Below are 21,404 nucleotides of genomic sequence, written 5' to 3' on the forward strand. Positions count from 1 at the left end.
GGCGGTAGCGGGGTCGGGCCGGCGGGAGGACTCCTCATCCGCTGTCATCCAGGTGTCCACGGCGCTCTCCACGAAGCCGACGGCCCCGTGCGCCCACACCTGCGGGGCGGGCGTCCCATCGGGCAGGAAGGAGGCGACCAGGCGCGAGATCGACTCCAGGAAATGGTTCAGCCCGTCGCTGGGCCGGGTGATGAAGCGGTACACGCCGGGGGAGCGGCGGGCGGTCTCGACGTAGGCGAAGATCATGGCGTGGATGCGCTCGGCCGGTTCGGGCTCGCGCCCCAGCTGCTGTTCGAGGTCCGCGAGCTGCGCGATGAGCTTGCGGTGCATCGAGGCCAGGATCGCCCGGCCCAGCTCGCGCTGCAGATGCGCCTTGTCCTCGAAGTAGCGGTAGACGATGGACTTCGAGGTGCCGGAGGCGCTGGCGATGTCTTCCATTGTCACGTCCGGTCCGCGCTCATGGATCAGGTGGCGGGCCACATCCAGCAGTGCGGCCCGCCGCTCCTCACGGTGCTGGGCCCAGCGGGCGGAGCGGCCGTCCACGGGGGCTTGCGTCGTCGCATTCACGCGACCTACGGTATCAAGTACTCCCGGTTCTATGTAAAGTGTCCGACGGGATCCGACGGGATATGACCCGCTGCGGCGGGTTCGAGGGCCGCTGCACCCCCGACGGGCAGTGCCGTCCCCCGCGGCCCAGGGACGCACTCCGACCGCGACCGCACTGACCACCATCACACCGACCACGACCACGCAGATCACGACCACGCCGACCACGAAGAGGTGCCCCACCGTGACCGAGACCCCGCGCGACGCCCTGATCCTGGGCGGCAACCGTATTCCGTTCGCCCGCTCCGGCGGCCCCTACGCCGGAATCTCCGAGAAGGACCTGCTCACCGCCGCCCTCGAGGGGCTCGTGGCCCGTTTCGGCCTGCAGGGCGAGAAGCTCGGCACCATCGCCGGAGGCGCCGTGCTGAAGCTCGCCGCAGACCTCAACCTCACCCGCGAGAGCGCGCTGGGCACGCCGCTGGATCCCCGCACCCCCGCCGTGGACATGTCCAAGGCCTGCGCGACGGGCCTGGAGACCACCGTGCACGTGGCCGACGGGATCCGCCTAGGCCGCTTCACCTCCGGCATCGCCTGCGGCGTGGACTCCGCTTCCGACGCCCCCATCGAGGTGACCCCGCGCCTGCGCCGCATCCTCCACCGCGCGTTCTCGGCCAAGACCGCGCTGCAGCGCGTCAAGGCCCTGTCGGCGATTCGCCCCGCGGACCTCGCCCCGTCGGCCCCGCGTAACTCCGAGCCCCGTACGGGCCTGTCGATGGGCGAGCACCAGGCCCTCACCGGCGCCCAGTGGGGCATCAGCCGCCAGGCGCAGGACGAGCTCGCGCTCGCCAGCCACCAGAAGCTCGCCGCCGCGTATGACGCCGGGTTCTTCGATGACCTCATCACCGGGTACCGGGGCCTGGGGAAGGACCAGAACCTCCGCCCCGACTCGAGCCTTGAGAAGCTCGCCTCCCTGAAGCCCGTCTTCGGCGTGAAGAGCCCCGAGGTGGCCGAACCCACGATGACCGCCGGGAACTCCACCCCGCTGTCCGATGGTGCTTCCGCCGTGCTGCTTGGCACCGCCGAATACGCGGCCAGCAAGGGCCTCACGCCGCTGGCCCGTGTGGTCGACTCCCGCAGCGCCGCCGTGGACTTCGTGCACGGCAAGGAGGGCCTGCTCATGGCTCCCGCCTACGCGGTGCCGGAGCTGCTGGACGCAAACGGCCTCACCCTGCAGGACCTGGACCTCGTGGAGATCCACGAAGCCTTCGCCTCCACCGTGCTGTCCACCCTTGCGGCCTGGGAATCCGAGGAATTCTGCCGCGAGAAGCTGGGCCGCGAGCAGGCGCTCGGGACGATCGACCGGGAGAAGCTGAACGTCACCGGTTCCTCGCTCGCCGCCGGGCATCCCTTCGCCGCCACCGGCGGGCGCCTCGTCGCAACCCTCGCCAAGCTCCTGCATCAGCGCGCCCAGGAGACCGGACGCACTCAGCGCGGCCTCATCTCGGTGTGCGCCGCCGCCGGGCAGGGCACCGTGCTGCTGCTCGAATCCGCGACCGCCTGACCGCCCCGCCGAGCCCTCCAGGAGAGACCATGACCGACACCTACACCCGTCTGGTCCGCACCGGACCCGGCAAGGCCCTCGCCAAGCAGCTGGGCCTGCCGCGCCCCGCCCGCCTGCCGCGCCGTGAGGACCGCCCCGAGGCGCTGCTGGGCCCCGCCGTCGTGCTCGGCGCCTCCAATGGTGCTGACACCATCGCTCACCTGCTGCTGAAGCAGGGCGTGGATGTGCGGCGCCGCTTCGAGGAGCTGCGCAGCGTCGGCACCGTCGTGATCGTCGCCGATGAGATCACCGCCCCCAGCGACCTCGGCGAGCTGGTGCTGCCGCTCGCTGGCGCCATGCGCTCCCTCGCCCCGGGCGCGCGCGTGGTCACGATCTCCCGGCCCGCCACCGGCGAGGACCCCGCGCGGGATGCCGCCCGCGGCGGCGTCGAGGGATTCCTGCGCTCCCTCGCCCATGAGATGCGCGGTGGCGGCACGGCCAACGGCATCCTCGTGGCCGACGGGGTCGATCTCGATTCGCCGTCCGTCGTGGGCGCGCTGCGGTTCCTGCTCTCGGCCCGCAGCGCCTTCATCGCCGGGCAGTTCATCACTGTCGCCACGGCCGACGGACATGCCGCCGAGGACCTGTCCCGGCCGCTCGCCGGCCGCACCGCCCTGGTCACCGGCGCGGCCCGCGGCATCGGCGCGGCGATCGCCCGCACACTCGCGAAGGACGGCGCGGACCTCGTGGTTCTCGACGTCCCCGCGGCCGGCACCGAGCTCGCCCGGCTCGCCAATGAGCTGCGCGCCACCCCGCTGCAGCTTGATGTCACCGCGGATGACGCCGGGCAGCGCCTGGTCTCCTTCCTGCGTGAGCGCGGGAAGGTGCTCGATGTGATCGTGCTGAACGCCGGCATCACGCGCGACAAGATGTTCGCCAATATGGATGCCGCGCGCTGGGACAGCGTGCTGGCCGTGAACATCACCAGCCAGATCGCGATGATGCAGAATCTGCTCGAGCAGCGGGAGGTGCTCGGCTCACATCCGCGCGTGGTCTCGCTCGCCTCCACCAGCGGCATCGCCGGCAACCGCGGCCAGACCAACTACGCCGCCTCCAAGGCCGGGGTGATGGCTTTTGTCGAGGCGCTCGCCGCGCAGCTCGACCCGCTGGGTGGCACGGCCAACGCCGTCGCCCCCGGCTTCATCGAGACCGAGATGACCGCCCGCATGCCCGCCCTCACCCGCGAGGTCGCCCGGCGGGTGAACTCCCTGCAGCAGGGCGGACTGCCGGTGGACGTCGCCGAAGCGGTGAGCTTCCTGGCGTCATCGGAGGCCGGCGGCATCCGCGGCACCACGCTGCGGGTGTGCGGCCAGAACATGGTGGGGCGGTGAGTGGGATGAACCGCCACGACGCCTCCCGCAGCGGCGAGGAGCGGATCAAGGACCTCTCCGACGTCCCCTCGTTCCCCGCGATCTACGCGGCCGCGCTCGACCCGCGGACGAAGCGGGGCGGGGGAGGGCGCGAGCCGCGCCTGCCGAGCATCGCCTACCGCGTGCGGAAGGTGCGGATCGACGCCGAACGGGCTCGGGACTTCGACCATCTCATGGGCGGGGCCGCGACGGACCTCGTCCACCCCGGAGTGCTGCATGTGCTCGCCTTTCCCGTGGCGCTTGCGCTCATGGCCCGCCGCGACTTCCCCTTCCCACTGCTGGGCGTGGTGCATCTGCGAAACCAGGTGCTTCAGCATCGGCCGGTGAAGGTCGGGGAGCTCGTGGACGTGGAGTGCCGAGTGCGGGACCTCAGGCCCCACCGCAAGGGCCGCACCTTCGAAGCTGTCGCCACGATCCTCGGCCAGGACGGGCAGATCATCGCCACCGACGTTTCCACCTACCTCGCCAAGGGCGCGGGGACTGGGGACGCGGCGGAGAAGACACAGCAGACGCAGGACGGCGAGTCCGGCAGCCGTCGGGAACGGTTCGCTCCTACGCGGCCGACGGGCCGGTGGCGCCTGGGCGCTGACACCGGGCGGCGCTATGCCGCGGTCTCCGGGGACGTGAATCCCATTCACCTCACGGCCCTGACCGCGAAGGCCTTCGGGTTCCCGCGCGCGATCGCCCACGGCATGTACACCGCCTCGCGCGCCTTCACCGAAGCGCGCGTGGACCTCTCGCGGCCGCTGCGCTGGGACGTCACCTTCGACGCCCCGGTGCTGCTGCCCTCCACCGTGCTCGTCGTGTTCGAGGACGCCGGTGCGGGGGAGGTGCGCTGTGTGGGCTGGCGGCCCGGCCGCGGCGAGAAACCCGCCAGGCGCTGCTTCGAGGTGGAGGTCAGCGCGCTGGGGTGAGGGGGAAGGACACTGTCCAGTCCGCTAGCAGGCTGCTAGCATGGCGGCATGTCCACGCTCTACATCCGTGACGTGCCCGCGGACGTCACCGTGACGCTCAAGGAGCGCGCGGCCGCGCGCGGGCAGTCGCTGTCCGCCTACCTGGTCCAGGAGCTCACGCTCACCGCGCGTCGGCCCACCAACGAGCAGATCGTCGCGCGCCTGCGGGACCGCCCCACGGAAAGTGGTGCCACTCATGAGCAGATCATCGCCGCACGGGACGAGGGTCGACGGTGATCGTCCTGGACACCAGCGCCGCGGTCACGGCGCTGGTGGGCAGGGACGCGCCCATGGAATTGCTCGATCTCCTCGCCGGGGAGATCCATGCACCGCATCTGCTGGACATCGAGGTGCTCTCCGCCCTGCGCGGCTTGGCACGGAGTGGTCATGTCGCTCTCTCACAGGTGGATCGAGCGCGGGACCTCTTCGCGCAGCTCACCATCCATCGCCATGAAGCGGCACCGCTCGCCGAGCGCATCTGGGAGCTGCGGCATCAGTACACCGCCTATGACGCTGCGTATATCGCGCTCGCCGAGGCACTTGGTGCCGAGCTGGTCACGAGCGACGCCAAGCTCGATTCCGGCGGGCATCAGGCTCGGGTGCGGGTGCTGCGCGGGGGCAGCTGAACAGCGCTGCGATCGTCCGGTTCAGGGACGCGGCGGCGCCGCCCACGCTGACCGGAGCGTGTCCAGCAGATGCGCGATGAAATCGTCCGCGCACACATTGGTGAGCACGTCAACATTCGGCTCCCGGCCCCAGCGGCCCAGCTCATCGGCCACGGTCTGTCCCCGGGTCAGGGTGCCCATCAGCTCCACATCCACCGGCAGCGGCCGGGTGCTCGCGAAATCACCGGTCAGCGCGTGCGCGGCGACCAGCGGATCGTGCACATGCGCGCTCCAGCCGAACCCGTCGGCCTCATGGAACGCAAAGTAGAACCGCAGCGCATCCACCAGAATCTGCGCCACCGGATGCCCCGTGGCCTGCGCGAGGCCGGTGAACGCATCCAGCTCGCGCTGAGTGAACCGCACCTGCTCGGTGGCCTGCAGCGCCCCCATCACCGGGCGGCGCGGCGCAGCGGCGAAGGCGGCGAGGACCTGCTGGGCGGCCTCAGGGTCCACCGCGATGTTCCATTCGCTGGTCGCTCCCGTGTTGCCGCGATGGTTGATCGCCCCACCCATGATGTGAAGGCCCGCGAGCAGGCGCGGCAGCTCCGGCTCGATCTCGAGGGCGAGCGCGAGATTCGTGTGCGGGCCCAGCACCAGGCCGGTCAGCTCCCCGGGGTGCTCGCGGGCGAGGTCCACCCACAGCTGTGCGCCGCAGCGCGGATCCCCGGCGGCAGCGGACTCCGGGAGCGTGGCATGCCCCAGCCCGCCCGGGCCGTGCGTGTCATCGGCGTACATCGGCGGCTCCACCAGCGGGACGTCCGCGCCGCGCGCCACCGGCGCAGTGATACCCAGCAGCTCAGCGAGCCCCCGGTTGTTGCGATGCACCAGGTCCGTCCGCACATTCCCGCCGGTCGAGACGATGCCCGCGATCCGGGCAGCGGGGTGCGCGGCAAGATAGGCAAGGGCGATGGCGTCATCGATCCCGGTGTCGCAGTCGATGAGGAAACAGCGGGGCATGGAGCCAGGGTAGGCGCGTTCGTAGACTCGCTCCATGAGCCTTCTCGAGGAGTTCCTTCGCCTGGAGCCTCGTGATGTGCCGCTCGGCGGCCCGCGCGGGATGACGGTACGGCGCGCCCTGCCGGCGCGGCAGACCTCCCTCATCGGCGCCTGGTGCTTCGTGGACCACTTCGGGCCCGACGATGTCACCGCCGGTGGTGGGATGCGCGTGGCCCGCCACCCGCACACCGGGCTCGCAACCGTCTCCTGGCTGTTCGAGGGCGCGATCACGCACCGCGACTCCATCGGTTCCCACACCCTGGTCCGCCCCGGGGACGTGGACCTCATGGTCGCCGGCTCCGGCATCACCCACTCCGAGTTCTCCACCCTGGACACCACGGTGCTGCATGGCGTGCAGCTGTGGTACGCCCTGCCGGACCGCACCCGGTTCCGCGCCCAGGAGTTCACCGTCCACACCCCGAGCACGCAGACCACCGACCTCGCCCAGGCTCGCGTAGGCCTCGGCTCCCTGCACGCCACCGATTCCCGCGGCACCGTGCTGACGGATCAGATCCCGGTCCAGACCGATACCGACCTGCTCATGGCGCAGCTGGACCTCACCGCCGGGGCGACGCTTCACCTGGACCTCAACCCCGGGTTCGAGCACGGTATCCTCGTGGACCGCGGCACCGCGCATCTACGCACCGGGGAGCAGCAGATCACCGCGCAGCGCAGCGAGATCATCGTGCTGCCCGACGGTACGCGCACCCTGGACGTGACCGCGGAGGGCGCGGAACCGCTGCGGGTCATGCTGCTGGGCGGGGAGCCGCTGGGGGAGGAGATCATCATGTGGTGGAACTTCATCGGCCGCACCCATGAGGAGATCGAGCAGTTCCGCGCCCGCTACCAGGCGGAGATCGGCGCCGAAGGCACCCTCGCTGACGTGCCGATCGCCGCGATCGTCCGCGAACGCGGGCACCTGGCAACAGGCAATGAGCAGTTCGGTCCCTTCGCCGCGCACACCCCGGCTGCGCTGCCCGCCCCGGCGCTGCCGAACGGACGCCTGCGCTCCCGCGGCCGCCGAGGGATGCGCCGATGAACGCCCAGCCCACCACCGTGAGCGGCCCGGACCAGACCGAGCGGGCCATCCTCGCCGCCGCCGAGGAGACCGGCCCCGGCTGCCCCTGCGACGTGATCGTCATCGGCGATGCGACCGGCACCCTCACCGCCACGGCCCTGGACTGGACCGGGGGTGAGGGCGGCCGCGTCTGGTCCTGGACCCGCTCCCGGGCCCGCGCGACCGCGCTCGCCGCGCAGTTCCCCGCCGACGTCGCCGCCCAGCGCCTCACCCTTCCGGCCGGGCCCGACCCGGTGCCGCTGAAGGCGTTCCTCGCCGGCGCCGATGCGCACCTCGTCATCGGCCGGCTCCCCAAGGGGCTCGCGGCCCTGGAGACCCTCGCCCGGGAGCTCGTCGCGTACGCACAGGCTGCGGACCGCACGGATCTTGAGGTGATCCTCGGCGACCGGGTCAAGCACATGAGCCGCTCTCAGAACGCGGCGCTAGCCACCTGCTTCGACGAGGTCCGCGCCACCCGCGGCGTCGGCAAGTCCCGCGCGCTCGTGGCGAGCAGCCCCCGCGCCGAGGGCCCCGCCGCGCAGGACCCCGTCGGCCCCATCCCCGTGACCATTGCAGGGACACAGCGCGAGCTGGTACTGCAGGGCGGTGGCGGGGTGTTCGGCGGTGCGAAGGCCGATGCCGGCAGCCTCCTGCTGCTCACCCACCTGGACCGCGCTGTCACCGCCGGAGAGGTCACGGCGACGCGTGCAGTGGACCTGGGGAGCGGCAACGGGGTGCTCACCGCCTACCTTGCCGCCGCATTCCCGGAGGCCCTGGTGCTCGGCAGCGATGATGACGCCGATGCGGTCCGCTCCACGCGCGCGACCCTCGCCGCGAACCACCTCGAACGCCCGAACGTGCGGATCACCTGGGATGATGCGCTCGCTGGGGAGCCCGATACGTCCACAGACCTGCTGCTGCTGAACCCGCCGTTCCACGACGGCACCGGAATCGACGCAACGCTCGTGCAGCACCTCCTGGATGCTGCCGCCCGGGTGCTCGCTCCGGGCGGACAGCTGTGGTTCGTGCACAACTCGCATCTGCGCTACCGCGGCCAGCTCGAGGCCCGGTTCACGCAGGTGCGCGAGCGTGCCCGGGACCGCCGCTTCACCGTGCTGAGCGCCGTGCGGCCCTGACCTTCCGCAGGTTCTCCCATGCCGTCCAGGCGCACAGCACCGTGAGGGCCAGGTAGATGAGGTCCATCCAGGCCGTGCCGCCTCGCTCGAGGATCCCGGCGCTGCCCAGCACCGCCCAGGCGACCGCAACCACGGCATACAGCACCGCAGTGCGTCGGGGAGCGAGCCCCGGATCGCCGGATAGGGAGCGGGCGAAGGCGCGCGGGTTGCCGAACTCCTCGTCCAGAGAGCGGGCATTTTCCTGCGCGAGGGCACGTGCCTCCTCGAGATGCTCACGCACCCGCGACTCGGGCAGATCCGCCCGCTCTCGCAGCCCGGCGCGGGCCTGCTCGAGCCACTGCTCATCGCTCAGCGGCGACGGGTTCGTCGGCAGCTGCGCAGTGCTGACCGGCGGCTTTTTCCGGGAGGGGAGTGCCGACACGGCCGCTGCCGCGGTGCCGTAGCCGAGGACCATCAGGCCCAGCCCCCACCAGGGTGCGATATCCCCGAGGGGGTTCAGTGCCTGAAAGAGCAGGGCGATGCCCAGGGCGCCGATGATCACCGTGAGCACCCCGAGCCCCGCGAGCACGGGGAATGCGAGCCGGGAGCGCAGATGCCCCCAGCCGGCGGCGAGGCCGGTGAGCAGAGCCCCCAGCAGGCCGGGGGCGACCGCCATCGAGGCGGACAGCGCCAGCGGCTCACCCCCGAGCAGCCAGCGGGCCACGGCCACCACGGCGAAGAGCACGGCGATCCCCGTCGCGACCAAGAACGCGGTTCCCACGGCATCGCGCAAGGACATGCGCAGCGGATCGTCGAAGACGTCCACGCCGTCCTCCCGTAGGGCGGTGACGGTCTGCGCCGCCCACTCCTCGGCAGGGCCGAAGAGCTCCTCAGGGCTCTCACCCGCGGCGGCCACATCGGCCGCGAGGGTGCCCACGAAGGTCTTGGCCAGGTCGATCCGCACATCGGCGAAGACCAGGCGGGTCAGGGCCAGCTCAGCCCAGATGCCATCGGCCGGGACCCCGCGGGCGGCGGTGAAGGTCTTCCGCAGGTAGTCCGGGTCCGTGTCGGTGGGGCGTTCATGTCCGGTGCTGTCTGCGTGGCTCATGCTCCGAGCTCCTCCCGCAGTCGCTGCAGCAGGGCGCGCTCTGTGCGCAGGCGCTCCCGGCCGCGGTCGGTCAGGTCGTACACCTTGCGTGCCGGGCCCGATGGGCCAGGTGCCCAGCGGGCGGTGATCTCCCCGGATTCCTCGAGACGGGTGAGCGCCGGGTAGAGCGATCCACCGCGCGGAATGCCGAAGCCCAGCGTGCCGAGGCTGTGGGCGATCGCGTAGCCGTGACGTCCGGTCTCCTCGAGCGTGCAGAGAATGCCGAGCGGCAGCAGCGCCCGGACCCATCCGGGCGGATATACCGGTGCCGACGGAGGCGTCGGCTCCCCGGCGCCGGACGACACGGCGCCGGCCTGAGAGGTCTCGGGGGCGGAGGCGTCCGCGAAGGTATCCGTGGAGGTGCCGGTGGAGGTGTTCATGTATCTAAGTACGGCACGTAGGTAGCGGCACGTCAATCCTGCTGGGTGGCCTCCGGGGAGGTGTCGACGAGCGTCGGGGCGCACATCGACGAAAGTAGTTGCCAAATTGAAAAGTACTTGCGGCACGTGGGGTGTCACGACGACCGGCCCACCCCGGGCCCCGCTCAGGAAGAGAACCCGACATGACCGAACCCCGTACCGACCACGCCGCCGCCCCGCAGGGAGCTGGCGCCGGCGCCGCACCGGCTGATGCCCGCAGCGTCGCAGCGGACGCGCCTAGCGCCGCCGCAGGTGATGCGCCCAGCGCCGCCGTAGGTGATGCGCCCACCGTCGCCGATGCCCGCCGTCTGCTCGCCGAGGCGGACGCCCGCCGCAGCCAGCTGCCCAGTGCCTTGCCTTCTGTGTTCGTCCTCTACACGATCCTCTGCGTGGCCGGCACCTTCACCGTGCTCGGCATGCACCTGGCCTCCCGCATCGCCCCGAGTGAGGACTTCGCCCCGCAGCTGTTCGTCGGCCTGATGGGTCTGGGCTGGGTCTTCGCAGGGATCGCGGCAATTCTCGTGTTCCGCCGCGATGACCGCTGAGCAGAAGGCCCACCCCCGCTTCGACCTCGCCCCCGAGCTCGCCCACCACGTCCGCTTCTCGATCGTCGCCGCGCTCGCCGCGGTGGAGAACCTGGCCTTCGCCGACCTGCGCGATGCGGTCGAGGTCTCCGACTCGGTGCTGTCCAAGCAGATCAGTGAGCTGGAGAAGGCCGGCTTCGTGCAGGTCTCCAAGGGCTTTGTGGGCAAGCGCCCGCGCACCACCCTCTCGCTGACCAAGGACGGGCTGCGCCGCTGGCGGGACCACGTCGAGGCTCTGCGCCAGATCGCCGCGGGCCCCGACGTCTGAGCGGCGCGTCGGCCCGCGGCGCGGCGCAAGGTGTGCTGGGCACCCCGCCTGCCCGCGCGCTCAGCTCGCCATGGCGCGCAGCACCGAGGTGAACATGCCCAGGCCGTCCACGCCGGTGCGGGTGCCCTCCCCGGGCTGATCGGGGCCGAAGCCGGTCTCGACCGCATGCTCGGGGTGCGGCATGAGCCCTACGACATTGCCCGCGGCGTTGGTGATGCCCGCGATGTCATGGCGCGAGCCGTTGGGGTTTACCTCGAAGCCCGCCGGGCCGTGCGTAGCCCCGGCCACGTAGCGGAACACGATGCGGCCCTCGGCCTCGAGCTCGGCGAGGGTGCGCTCATCGGCCACGTACTGGCCGTCCTGGTTCTTCAGCGGCACGCGGATGACCTGCCCGTCGGTGTACTCCGTGGTCCAGGCGGTGCGCGTGTTCTCCACCCGTAGCGGCTGGTCGCGGCAGATGAAGGAGCGATGCGCGTTCTTGATCATCGCGCCGGGCAGCAGGTGCGTCTCGCACAGGATCTGGAAGCCGTTGCAGATGCCCAGCACCGGCATGCCGCCCTTTGCGGCGTCGACCACCTTGTCCATCACGGGCGCGAAGCGGCTGATCGCGCCGGCGCGCAGGTAATCACCGTAGGAGAAGCCGCCGGGCAGCACCACGGCCTGGACGTCGCGCAGGTCATCATCGCCGTGCCACAGGGTCACGGCTTCCCCGCCCGCCAGACGCACGGCGCGCAGCGCATCGCGGTCATCCAGGGTGCCGGGGAAGGTCACCACGCCGATGCGCATCAGTTCTCCTCGACGTCGATCGCCACGACGTCCTCGATCACGGGGTTGGATAGCAGCGTGGTCGCGGCCTCGCGCAGCTGGGCGAGGACCTCGTCGGTCACCTTGCCGTCCACCTCGAGCTCGAACCGCTTGCCCTGCCGCACCGAGGAGATCCCCTCGAAGCCGAGCCGCGGCAGCGCGGCGGCGACCGCCTTGCCCTGCGGGTCGAGGATCTCGGGCTTCGGCATCACGTGGACCACGACGCGTGGCATGGGCACTCTCCTGAGAGCGAGGGGCCGCCGGGGCGGCGGGGGACGGGCTGCAGTCTCCGGCCGCGGGTGTGCGGCGCGGGAGGGGCCGATGGGACCGGCGCGGGCCGGTCAGCAGCGACCGCCTCATCGTACCGGGCGCACGGCCATGGGCTGCAGCCCGCGGGCCGACGGGGGTAGGTTCGAGATGCACCCGTCACGAGATGTGCGTGTCCTCTCAGATGCGCCTGTCCCTCAGATGCACCTGACGCTGCGTCGCACCCGTCACCGAGCGGCGCGCACGCCGTAGAGCTGGAGGCTCCGATGAAGATCCGTCACCTCGTCCATTCCTGCCTGCTCATCGAGATGGCGGGCCGACGTCTGCTCGTAGACCCCGGATCCTTCTCCGGCGAGGCCGTGCGGGCCCTGCCGCAGGAGGTCCTGGCCGGACTGGATGCAGTCCTCATCACGCATCAGCACCCCGATCACGTGGACCCCGAGCTGCTGGGGGACGTGCTCGCCGCAAGCCCCGACGCTGTCGTGCTCGCCGAACCGGAGGCCGCGGCCCAGCTGCTCAGTCAGGAGGAGGCCGACGGGGGTGCCCCGGCGTCCGGCACCGCCGCGGGGTCCGGCACCACCTCGGCCGACGGGTCGGCAGGTGCCGTGCCGCGGGAGCGGCTGGTGCCGCTTGCCGCCGGGGAGCGCCATGAGCTGTCGGCCGTAGGGGAGGAGGCGGCGCTTGAGATCCGCGCCGTCGGCGGCCGCCACGCGATCATCCACCCGGACATCCCGCGGGTGGGCAACACCGGCCTCGTGCTGAGCGCCGGGGACGGGCCGCGTCTGGGCATCACCGGTGACTCGCTCGAGCCCGTCGAGGAGTTCCACGGCATCGACGTGCTGGCCTTCGCCGTCACCGCGCCATGGTCGAAGATGTCCGAGACCATCGACTTCCTGCGCGCCGTGGGGCCGCGCCTGGCGCTGCCGGTGCACGATGCGGTGGCCAGCCCCGGCGGGCGAGCGATCTACCTGCGGCAGTCCACCGCCCTCGCCCCTGAGGGTACCGAGGTGAGGGACTGGCCCGGCGGCGAGCGTGTCGTCGAGGTGTGAGCGCCGGGCCGGGCCGGACGGGGAGCGTGTCGTCGAGGTGTGAACGCCGGGGCGGGAGCGCGAGATGCCCGGCTCAGCCGCGCAGCCCCGCTTGACACGTCCCCGTAGCTTCTCCGGCCCGGCCTCACACGCGGCTGCGGCTTCCCGCCCCCGCCTGACACGCCGCCCCGGCCTTGCCAGCGCCCTCTCGGCTCGTCCCCGGCTCAGTTCCCCGGCCCCGCTCAACACGCCGCCGCAGCTCGTCGAGTGCACCGATTCGTGGCAGGTTCGCCTCATATCGGTGCACTCGGCGGGCGTGTCGCGGGGGAAGGTGGCGATTTCGGCGGGCGTGTCGCGGGGAAGGTGACGACTTCGGCGGGCGTGTCGCGGGGAGGAGCGCGGGCACGCGCATGTGGCCGGGCCGACGACCGGACCGGGTGAGGACCGCAAGTGGGGACTGAGTCGCTTCTCGCGGTAGGGTCGATTGCGTGCACGGGAGTCCGGTGAACCGGGCTGAGAGGGCGTTGTGAACGCCGACCGTAGAACCTGATCCGGATCATGCCGGCGCAGGGAGCTCCTCGCGGCGATGGTCGTCGCGAGTCCGTGCCGCCGATCGAAAGGCACGGACCGTGACCAGCACGACTAGCCCTGCCACCTTCCCGACCGACCATGATGCCGCCACGCGCGCGGAACTCACCGCCACGCCGCTCGGCTTCGGCGTGGGTGCCCGCGTCACCGCCGCGGTCATGGCCGACGACTATTCCCGCATCCTGGTGGACGTGCTCAGCCGACTGGACACCACGGGGCTGACGCTCGAGACCGGTGATGTCTCCACCTACGCCGGCGGGCACGAAGCGAACCTCCAGCGCTGGCTCGTCGACCTGGCCGCGGATCTCGCGGCCACGGAGCACCACGCCTCCCTGCAGATCCTGCTGTCCCGCGGATGTCCCGGGGAAGTGGAGTGCGAGCTGCCCGGCGGAGCCGGTCCGCGCAGCGTCGACATGCCGCCGGTGCGACGCACCGGGCGCTGGGCATCGGCTGAATGGGCGCTGTACCCCCTCGCGGACCAGGCTCTCTCCGACGGTGAGGAGCCGGACCATATGCGCGACATCTACGCCGCGATCGATCATGCGAAGGAGCTGGGCACCTTCCGCGAATCGCAGCACTTCGTCACCCGCCTGGAAGGAGACGTGGGCGAGGTGATCGCGACGGCCCTGGCCGGCTGGGTCCTCGTCGGGCGCAGCGTCCAGCACGTCACCAGCCACCTCACGATCTCGCTGAACAGCCCCTCGCATGACCGACGCCGCACCGGGGAGACCGACCGATGAGCACCCCCGCCTCCTCCGCCACCCCGCACGCCGACGACCGCGCGCAGGGCCGGATCACACTGCGCGAGATCGTGCTGATCGTGGTCCTCGGCGTCGTCTTCGGCTTCCTGTACTGGGTATTCGTCCAGGCCTGGAACCTGCTCGCGATCGCGATGGGACCGGCCGGGGACCTCGCTCAGCATGTCCTGTCCGGCAGCTGGCTGCTGGTGGCACCGGTGGCGCTGGCGGTCCTGCGCCGCCCGGGCGTGGGCATCCTGGCGGAGATCCTCGCCGCTGTGGTCGAGGTCGTGTTCCTCGGCAGCCCGGTGGGGCCGATGCTGCTGATCTCCGCGACTCTGCAGGGCCTGGGCAGCGAGATACCCTTCGCGCTGACCGGATACCGACGCTTCACCTGGGGAGTCTTCGCCGCTTCCGGCGCGCTCGGCGCGGGTCTGGTGTTCTTCTGGACCGCGTTCCGGATGGGCTGGTACGGCCAGGACATCCTCGTGCTGCGCCTGGTGATGCAGGTGATCTCCGGGCTCGTGCTCGGCGGGCTGCTGGCCAAGGTGCTCGTGCGCGGCCTGGAGCGCACCGGGGTGGTCTCCGACTTCCCCGTCGGAGCCCGGTCGCCCGCGGATGCGACCCCGCGGCGTCGTGTCCACTGAGCCGTTCCCCGTCGGATCCCCGGCTCAGCGGGAGGCGGACCGTCTGATCGTCCGCGCCGAGGAGCTCGAGGTGGTCCTTCCTGACGGCCATGGCGTGGGGCCCTGGTCCGCTGAGATCCGCGCCGGCGAGCAGGTGCTCCTGCTGGGCCCCAGCGGCAGCGGGAAGTCGACGCTGCTGCGCACGCTGGCCGGTGCGATCCCCTCCCACCAGCGCGGATGGGTCAGGGGGACGGTGCAGGTGGACGGTATCGATCCCGTGTCCGGCGGCGTGCTCGCCGTCGCCGGGCGCGTGGGCTACCTCGGTCAGGATCCCTCCGCCGGGGTGTGTCTGCCGCGGGTGGATGAGGATGTGGCACTGCCGCTCGAGAACAGTGCGGTCGACGCTCGGTGCATCGGCCCGCGGGTCGAGGCCGCACTCGCCGCCGTGCACGGTGAGCAGCTCGCCGAGCGAGCTTCCTCGACCCTCTCGGGCGGGGAGCTGCAGCGCGTAGCGCTCGCTGCCGCCCAGGTCTCCGGCCCTTCGCTGCTGCTGCTCGACGAGCCCACTGCGATGCTGGACGCCCCCGCGATCCGGGCTGTGCGCAGCGCCGTCGAGACTGCTCTGGCCACGACCAGGCCGGCCATGATCCTCGTCGAGCACCGCCTCGATGAGTGGGCGGGGGAGCAGGGCCTGGAGGGGCTGCCCGGCCGGACCATCGCGCTAGACCGATCGGGCCACGTGATCGCCGACGGGCCGACGGGACAGGTGCTGGACGAGCACGCCGAGGCGCTGCGCGAGGCTGGATGCTGGCTGCCCCAGCAGTTCGAGCACGACCATGCCCGACCTTCCTCCGGACCGGCACCAGAGCCGCCCGCGAGCCCGGAGGATCCCGTGCTCACGATGCGCGACGCGACGCTGTCCCGCGGGGCGGTGCCCGTGCTGGAGAACGTGGACCTCGACGTGCATGCGGGTCGCGTCCTCGCCGTGGTGGGACGCAACGGCGCAGGGAAGTCCACGCTACTGGGAGCGCTGTCACGGTTGGATGCGCCCACGGCCGGACTGATCGAGGGCGGCGCCGCGGGGCTGGTCTTTCAGCGTCCCTCCGCGCAGTTCGTGGCCGACACCGTCCGGGAGGAGCTCGCTGCCTCGGGAGCGGACGATGAGCACGTAGAGCAGATGCTGCGCACCCTGGACCTGGTCGAGCAGGCGGAGCAGAGCCCACACCGGCTCTCCGGCGGGCAGCAGCGACGCCTGTCCGTCGGGGCGATGCTGCTCACCGAGCGTCCCGTGCTGCTGGCCGATGAGCCGGGCTTCGGCCTGGACCGCGCCGCCGCCCGGACCGTCGCGGACCTGCTGTGCGCCGCAGCGCGCGAGGGCCGGGCCGTGGCGCTGTCCACCCACGACCTGCATCTGGTGCAGTCGGCCGATGAGGTGGTGGTTCTCGCCGACGGCACGCTGCACGGCCCGATGCCGCCGAGTCGGCTGCTGGCCGATACCGTTCTTCTGCGCCGGGCAGGGCTGCGCGATGCTACGGATCCCGAGCATCGGCCCGCAGCCGATGCCCGCCCTGGCTCGACACCGGATCCACGGTCCGGCCACCCCCGGCGCGGCGTCCTGGCGCGCCGCAACCCCACGGTTCTGCTGGGCCTGCTCACTGCCCTCAGCGCGGTGGCGATCCTGCTGACGGATCCGCTGCCGCTGGCCGTGCTGTACCTCCTCGCTGCGGCCGGCACGATGCTGGGCTGCCGGATCGGACCCCGTGCCCTGCTGCGCGCTCAGGTGCCGTTTTCGCTGTTCGCCGCCGGGGTACTGATGGTCAACCTGCTCTCGCGGCCCGGGGAGGTGCTGTGGCCGGACCTTCCGGTGCGGATCACGCGCGAGGGGGCGGTGCTGGGCACGGCGCTCGCCCTGCGCGCCCTGCTCATCGGGCTCGGGGCGTACGCCGTCACCCGTGCCACCGATCCCCGGGAGACGATGGTCAGCCTGCAGCAGCATGCCCGGCTGCCGGCCCGTTACGCCTACGCCCTGCTGGCTGGCCGACGACTGCTCGATGATCTGCCTGCCCGGTGGGCCACCATTACTCGAGCGCATCGGGTGCGCCTGCCGCTGCATGATGACGGCACGGTGCCGCGGGCGGGAGTGCGCACGCTTCTGCGCTGTGCGTTCGCTGTGCTGGTGGACGCTGTGCGCAGCGCCAGCCATCTGGCTTTCGCGCTCGAGTCCCGTGGTCTCGGAGAGGGAGAGCGCACCGTGTGGCGACCGGTCGCGCTGGGCTGGGGTGACGCAGTGCTGGTGATCAGCGTGGTCGCATGCGTGATCGCGGTGCTGCTGCTCACTGCCTGACGGCCTGATCGCTCTCGCGCGCCGCGCCCCGTCTGTCACGCCCGGCCAGCGCTACCCTGCCTGATACCTCGCGCGCCACGCCGCCCCAGCTCCTCGAGTACACCGATTCGTGGCAGGTTCGCCTCATATCGGTGAACTCGGCGGGCGTGTCGCAGGGGAGGGTGGCGATTTCGGCGGGCGTGTCGCGGGAGGGGTGGCGGCTTCGGCGGGCATGTCGCGCGTGGGGAACTGCCACTGAGCTCGCGCCTCAGAACTCCTGGCCGGTGAGCCGCTCGTAGGCTTCGACGTACCGCTGCCGGGTCTGCTCGACGACCTCGGCGGGCAGTTCGGGCGGCGCGGCTGCCGAGCCCTTGTCCCAGCCGGAGGCCGCGGAGGTCAGCCAGTCGCGCACGTACTGCTTGTCCAGGCTCGGCGGGGTGCGGCCCTGTTCGTACTGGTCGGCGGACCAGAAACGCGAGGAATCGGGGGTGAGCACCTCATCGCCCAGGGTCAGCGCCCCGTCGGTCCGCGAGTGCCCGAACTCGAGCTTGGTATCCGCCAGCAGGATCCCCCGCTCGGCGGCGATGGTGCGCGCCCGCTCGTACACCGCGAGCGTCAGCTCCTCGAGCTGGTCGACGAGCTCGGCGCCGAGGCGGTCGCGGGCCTCGGCGACGGTGATGTTCTCATCGTGATCGCCCTGCTCGGCCTTGGTGGAGGGGGTGAAGATCGCGGGGTCCAGCCGCGAGGCCTCCCCGAGCCCGGTGGGCAGCACATGCCCGCCGACGGCCCCGCCCGCCCGGTAGTCGGCGAGTCCCGAGCCGGTGAGGTACCCGCGGGCGATGCACTCCAGCGGCACCATGGACAGGCCCCGGCAGCGCAGCGCCCGCCCTCTGACTGCCGCGGGCACATCGGTCGCGGAGAGCACATGGTGGGGCACCAGATCGGCGAGCTGCTCGAACCAGAACAGGCTGATACCGGTCAGCAGCCGCCCCTTGTCCGGGATGCCCGGCTGCAGGGTGTGGTCGAAGGCGCTGATGCGGTCGGTCGCCACCACCAGCACCTCGGTGGCCGATGCGGCATCCTGCCCGGCCGGCACATACAGCTCGCGAACCTTGCCGGTCACGGCATGGTCCCAGCCCGGCAGCTCGGGGGCACAGGTCAGCGGGGCGCTCATGCACGCACCTGCCCATCGGCCCCGGTGCCACTGCTTTGGGCATCAGCGGATTCCTCGGCATCGTCCTCGATGTTCGCGGTCGGGTTCAGCGAGGGCAGGCCCTGGGCGCCGCGCACCGCGATATCCGTGCGGTGATGCGAGCCCTCCAGGCCGATGAGCTCGGCCGCCGCGAGCGCCGTCTGCCGTGCCGCGGCGAGATCCGCCCCGCGCCCCACGACCGACAGCACACGCCCGCCGGCGCTGACCAGCTCCCCGTCGCGCAGCGCCGTGCCGGCGTGGATGACATGGGCGCCGCGCGCCTCCGCCTCTGCGATCCCGGTGATCGGATCGCCCGTGCGGGCCGATGCCGGGTAGCCCTCAGCAGCGATGACCACATTCACCACCGCATCCTCGCTCCAGGCGAGCGGCTCCTCAACCAGTTCACCCCGCGCCGCCGCGAGCAGCAGCGGTCCGAGCGGGCTGACGAGCCGTTCGAGCACCACCTGCGTCTCCGGGTCGCCGAAGCGGGCATTGAACTCCACCACCCGCACCCCGCGGGAGGTGAGCGCCAGCCCGCAGTACAGAATGCCGACGAAGGGGATGTCGCGCGCGGCGAGCTCGGCCACCGTCGGCCGTGCCACCGTCTCCATCACCTCCTCGACCAGGCCCTCCGGCACCCACGGCAGCGGCGAGTACGCCCCCATGCCGCCCGTGTTCGGGCCCTCATCGCCATCCAGCGCGCGCTTGAAGTCCTGCGCGGGTGCGAGCGGCACCACGTGCTCGCCATCGCACACGCAGAACAGCGACACCTCCGGGCCATCCAGGTACTCCTCGAGCACCACGGTCCCACCCGCGGCGAGCACCGATGCCGCATGCGCGAGAGCCTCGGCCCGCTCGGCGGTGACCACCACACCCTTGCCGGCGGCGAGCCCATCGGCCTTGGTCACATACGGCACATCCCCCAGCGGGTTCACGCGGTCCAGCCCCGCCTCGAGCTCGGCAGGATCAGTCACGGTGACCGATGCGGCCGTGGGCACCCCGGCGGCCTGCATGATCTCCTTCGCCCAGGACTTCGAGCCCTCCAGACGCGCCGCCGCCGCCGACGGCCCGAACACCGCGAAGCCCGCCTCGCGCAGACGATCCGCCGCCCCCGCGACCAACGGCGCCTCCGGGCCGACGACCACGAGGTCGACCGCGAGCTCGCGGGCCAGGCGCACCTGGCCATCCAGATCGCTCACCGCCACGTCATGGCAGGTGGCCAGCTGCGCGATCCCGGGATTGCCGGGGGCGGCATGGAGCTCGGGGACAGGGGAATCATGGGACAGGCGGCGGCAGATCGCATGCTCGCGACCCCCGGAGCCGATGACGAGGATCTTCACGCCCGCCAGGGTACCGAGCTGCCCGGGGCAGGTGCCCGGCCGCCCGCGCCGCAGGCTCTGACTACGATCGCAGGCATGTCCTCGCAGCCCCTCGACCGTACCGCCGACCGGGCACCCGGCGAGCCTCCCGCCCGACCCACCATCCGCCTGCGCCTGGACCTCGCCTACGACGGCTCCGGCTTCCACGGCTGGGCCGCCCAACCGGGTCTGCGCACCGTCCAGGGGGAGCTCGAGCAGGCGCTCTCCCGCATCGCCCGCATTCCCGTGCAGGTCACCGTCGCGGGCCGCACCGACACCGGCGTGCACGCTCGCGGCCAGGTCTGCCATCTGGACCTGCCCCGCCCGGTGGCCGCCACCCTCCCCGGCCGCTCGGACCGCAGCCCCGCCGCGGCGCTGCTCACCCGACTGAACGGGTTCCTCCCGGCGGACCTCGTGATCCGGTCCGCCCGCCAGGTGCCCGCGGATTTCGATGCCCGGTTCGGGGCGCTGTGGCGCCGCTACCGCTACCGCATCTCCGATGCTCCCGCCGTCCACGACCCGCTGCGCACGGATGTGCTGCGCCACCGCGCCGCGCTGGATGAGGAGGCGATGGCCCGCGCGAGCCGGGCGCTGCTGGGCGAGCACGACTTCCTGTCCTTCTGCAAACCGCGAAAGGGGGCGAGCACCGTGCGGGAGCTGCGCGAACTCACCTGGGAACGCCCCGCGCCGGGAAGGGCGGACGAAGGGCTTGTCGTCGCGACGGTTGTGGCCGATGCCTTCTGCCACCACATGGTCCGCTCACTCGTGGGCGTGCTGTTGCCGGTGGGGGAGGGCCGGCGCGACGAGGACTGGCCGCAGCGTGTGCTTCAGGCCCGCACCCGCGAGGCTGCCCGTCGGAACGCGCCGGGCGCCGCGCCGCTTGCGCCGCCGCAAGGTCTCACGCTCGAACATGTCGCCTACCCGGCCGATCCTGATCTGGCCGCGCAGGCGGAGCGCTCGCGCACCTGGCGCGGCCCCGGCGCCGCGGACCCGTCGGAGCTCGGCGCAGATCACATCGTCTGAGCGGGTCTGCGCGTTGACGCTCCATCGCGGCCACCACTACAGTTGAGCGTCGTTGTGCCTTGATGTGTGCCCGACTCCGCAGCCGAACTCTCACTTCCGGCGCGAGGAGGGGTCTCACCCACATCCAGGACCGTCGTCGCATCGTATGCGGAACGGGACGGGTGCAGCCATAGGGGCCATGCTTTGACCGAAGGAAGCGTGCCCACGGTCCATCGAACCGTGCCCGGGCGGCGCCGCCGCGCGGGCACCACTGACGAGAGAAGAAGGCACGAGTGCGTACGTTCACCCCGAAGCCCGGCGATGTCGAGCGTTCCTGGTACGTCATCGACGCAACGGATGTCGTCCTCGGCCGGCTCGCTTCCCAAGCTGCTCAGCTGCTGCGGGGCAAGCACAAGCCGGTCTTCGCACCCCACGTGGATGCAGGCGACTTCGTGATCATCATCAACGCTGAGAAGGTCGCCCTGACCGGCAACAAGCGGGAGGCCAAGAAGGCCTACCGCCACTCCGGCTACCCCGGCGGCCTGCGCGACATCCCCTACTCCGAGCTGCTCGAGAAGCACCCCGAGCGCGCCGTGGAGAAGGCGATCAAGGGCATGCTCCCGAAGAACAAGCTGGCTGTGCAGCAGCTCAAGCACCTCAAGATCTACGCGGGCCCTGAGCACCCCCATGCCGCTCAGCAGCCCGTCCCGTACACCTTCGACCAGGTGGCGCAGTAAGCGGGGGCTCCCGCCACTCGCC

General features: G+C 71.7%; 23 protein-coding genes and 1 riboswitch. Of the genes, 15 read left to right on the forward strand and 8 right to left on the reverse strand.

Going from position 1 to position 21,404, the window contains the following annotated elements; translation table 11 throughout:
* On the reverse strand, positions 1-567 hold a 567-nt coding region (locus MU407_RS00005), incomplete at its 3' end, for a TetR family transcriptional regulator (RefSeq protein WP_246954426.1).
* Positions 568-790: 223 nt separating this feature from the next.
* On the opposite strand from MU407_RS00005, the gene MU407_RS00010 reads away from it, so the two are divergent.
* Genes MU407_RS00010 through MU407_RS00030 form a run of 5 tightly spaced genes read left to right on the forward strand, consistent with a single transcriptional unit; the run spans position 791 to position 5,095 of the window.
* Entirely contained in the window at positions 791-2,107 is a 1,317-nt protein-coding gene (locus MU407_RS00010; protein WP_246954429.1) for an acetyl-CoA C-acetyltransferase, read from the forward strand.
* A gap of 29 nt (positions 2,108-2,136) precedes the next feature.
* On the forward strand, positions 2,137-3,477 hold the full coding sequence (locus MU407_RS00015; RefSeq protein WP_102235341.1) for a 3-oxoacyl-ACP reductase: 1,341 nt from the start codon (positions 2,137-2,139) through the stop codon (positions 3,475-3,477).
* Between the two features lie 5 nt (positions 3,478-3,482).
* Complete coding sequence (locus MU407_RS00020; protein ID WP_246954431.1) at positions 3,483-4,430, forward strand: MaoC/PaaZ C-terminal domain-containing protein; 948 nt, start codon at positions 3,483-3,485, stop codon at positions 4,428-4,430.
* Between the two features lie 48 nt (positions 4,431-4,478).
* The gene (locus MU407_RS00025) at positions 4,479-4,706 is read left to right on the forward strand and encodes an antitoxin (RefSeq protein ID WP_102235339.1); all 228 of its coding nucleotides are present in this window, start codon (positions 4,479-4,481) and stop codon (positions 4,704-4,706) included.
* On the forward strand, positions 4,703-5,095 hold the full coding sequence (locus MU407_RS00030; protein WP_102235338.1) for a type II toxin-antitoxin system VapC family toxin: 393 nt from the start codon (positions 4,703-4,705) through the stop codon (positions 5,093-5,095). The genes MU407_RS00025 and MU407_RS00030 overlap by 4 nt, the downstream gene beginning before the upstream one ends.
* A gap of 21 nt (positions 5,096-5,116) precedes the next feature.
* On the opposite strand, the gene MU407_RS00035 is transcribed toward MU407_RS00030, so the two are convergent.
* A complete protein-coding gene (locus tag MU407_RS00035) occupies positions 5,117-6,091 on the reverse strand; it encodes a nucleoside hydrolase (protein WP_102235547.1) in 975 nt (324 codons plus the stop codon).
* A 34-nt stretch (positions 6,092-6,125) separates the two neighbouring features.
* Here MU407_RS00035 and MU407_RS00040 point away from each other — a divergent pair, with 34 nt between their 5' ends.
* The gene (locus MU407_RS00040) at positions 6,126-7,169 is read left to right on the forward strand and encodes a pirin family protein (protein ID WP_246954433.1); all 1,044 of its coding nucleotides are present in this window, start codon (positions 6,126-6,128) and stop codon (positions 7,167-7,169) included.
* Positions 7,166-8,323 carry a methyltransferase gene (locus MU407_RS00045; RefSeq protein WP_246954435.1) on the forward strand — a complete coding sequence of 386 codons (1,158 nt, stop codon included), beginning with the start codon at positions 7,166-7,168 and terminating at the stop codon, positions 8,321-8,323. The genes MU407_RS00040 and MU407_RS00045 overlap by 4 nt, the downstream gene beginning before the upstream one ends.
* On the opposite strand, the gene MU407_RS00050 is transcribed toward MU407_RS00045, so the two are convergent.
* Positions 8,295-9,410: a hypothetical protein gene (locus MU407_RS00050; RefSeq protein WP_246954437.1), complete on the reverse strand. Its 1,116-nt coding sequence runs from the start codon at positions 9,408-9,410 to the stop codon at positions 8,295-8,297. The two genes, MU407_RS00045 and MU407_RS00050, sit on opposite strands and share 29 nt — an antisense overlap.
* Complete coding sequence (locus tag MU407_RS00055; protein WP_246954439.1) at positions 9,407-9,829, reverse strand: PadR family transcriptional regulator; 423 nt, start codon at positions 9,827-9,829, stop codon at positions 9,407-9,409. Before MU407_RS00055 ends, MU407_RS00050 begins: the two co-directional genes overlap by 4 nt.
* A gap of 182 nt (positions 9,830-10,011) precedes the next feature.
* Between MU407_RS00055 and MU407_RS00060 the strand changes: the two genes are divergently transcribed.
* Positions 10,012-10,413 carry a hypothetical protein gene (locus tag MU407_RS00060; RefSeq protein WP_246954441.1) on the forward strand — a complete coding sequence of 134 codons (402 nt, stop codon included), beginning with the start codon at positions 10,012-10,014 and terminating at the stop codon, positions 10,411-10,413.
* Positions 10,403-10,720, forward strand: coding sequence for a transcriptional regulator (locus MU407_RS00065; protein ID WP_246954443.1), 318 nt, complete (start codon positions 10,403-10,405; stop codon positions 10,718-10,720). Before MU407_RS00060 ends, MU407_RS00065 begins: the two co-directional genes overlap by 11 nt.
* A gap of 60 nt (positions 10,721-10,780) precedes the next feature.
* On the opposite strand, the gene purQ is transcribed toward MU407_RS00065, so the two are convergent.
* A complete protein-coding gene (gene purQ / locus MU407_RS00070; protein WP_246954447.1) occupies positions 10,781-11,506 on the reverse strand; it encodes a phosphoribosylformylglycinamidine synthase subunit PurQ in 726 nt (241 codons plus the stop codon).
* Complete coding sequence (gene purS / locus MU407_RS00075; RefSeq protein ID WP_246954449.1) at positions 11,506-11,757, reverse strand: phosphoribosylformylglycinamidine synthase subunit PurS; 252 nt, start codon at positions 11,755-11,757, stop codon at positions 11,506-11,508. The genes purQ and purS overlap by 1 nt, the downstream gene beginning before the upstream one ends.
* A gap of 300 nt (positions 11,758-12,057) precedes the next feature.
* Between purS and MU407_RS00080 the strand changes: the two genes are divergently transcribed.
* The 4 genes from MU407_RS00080 to MU407_RS00095 all read left to right on the forward strand — a co-directional run bounded on the left by MU407_RS00080 (position 12,058) and on the right by MU407_RS00095 (position 17,114).
* Positions 12,058-12,840, forward strand: coding sequence for an MBL fold metallo-hydrolase (locus MU407_RS00080; protein WP_246954452.1), 783 nt, complete (start codon positions 12,058-12,060; stop codon positions 12,838-12,840).
* 461 nt (positions 12,841-13,301) lie between these two features.
* A riboswitch (TPP riboswitch) is annotated at positions 13,302-13,409 on the forward strand.
* A gap of 39 nt (positions 13,410-13,448) precedes the next feature.
* The gene (locus MU407_RS14420; RefSeq protein WP_246954455.1) at positions 13,449-14,147 is read left to right on the forward strand and encodes a Ykof family thiamine-binding protein; all 699 of its coding nucleotides are present in this window, start codon (positions 13,449-13,451) and stop codon (positions 14,145-14,147) included.
* Positions 14,144-14,791 carry an ECF transporter S component gene (locus MU407_RS00090; RefSeq protein ID WP_246954458.1) on the forward strand — a complete coding sequence of 216 codons (648 nt, stop codon included), beginning with the start codon at positions 14,144-14,146 and terminating at the stop codon, positions 14,789-14,791. Before MU407_RS14420 ends, MU407_RS00090 begins: the two co-directional genes overlap by 4 nt.
* Positions 14,781-17,114, forward strand: coding sequence for an ATP-binding cassette domain-containing protein (locus MU407_RS00095; RefSeq protein WP_246954461.1), 2,334 nt, complete (start codon positions 14,781-14,783; stop codon positions 17,112-17,114). The genes MU407_RS00090 and MU407_RS00095 overlap by 11 nt, the downstream gene beginning before the upstream one ends.
* 247 nt (positions 17,115-17,361) lie before the next feature.
* Here MU407_RS00095 and MU407_RS00100 read toward each other — a convergent pair whose 3' ends face one another.
* Entirely contained in the window at positions 17,362-18,267 is a 906-nt protein-coding gene (locus MU407_RS00100; protein WP_246954463.1) for a phosphoribosylaminoimidazolesuccinocarboxamide synthase, read from the reverse strand.
* Positions 18,264-19,625, reverse strand: a complete 1,362-nt coding sequence (purD, locus tag MU407_RS00105; protein ID WP_246954466.1) for a phosphoribosylamine--glycine ligase — start codon at positions 19,623-19,625, stop codon at positions 18,264-18,266. The genes MU407_RS00100 and purD overlap by 4 nt, the downstream gene beginning before the upstream one ends.
* Before the next feature lie 75 nt (positions 19,626-19,700).
* Between purD and truA the strand changes: the two genes are divergently transcribed.
* Positions 19,701-20,666: a tRNA pseudouridine(38-40) synthase TruA gene (truA, locus tag MU407_RS00110; RefSeq protein WP_246954468.1), complete on the forward strand. Its 966-nt coding sequence runs from the start codon at positions 19,701-19,703 to the stop codon at positions 20,664-20,666.
* 272 nt (positions 20,667-20,938) lie between these two features.
* The gene (gene rplM / locus MU407_RS00115) at positions 20,939-21,382 is read left to right on the forward strand and encodes a 50S ribosomal protein L13 (protein ID WP_102235322.1); all 444 of its coding nucleotides are present in this window, start codon (positions 20,939-20,941) and stop codon (positions 21,380-21,382) included.
* Positions 21,383-21,404: the final 22 nt, after the last annotated feature.

Origin of the sequence: Brachybacterium sp. Marseille-Q7125 (assembly GCF_023062615.1) — a bacterium.
Lineage (GTDB): Bacteria > Actinomycetota > Actinomycetes > Actinomycetales > Dermabacteraceae > Brachybacterium.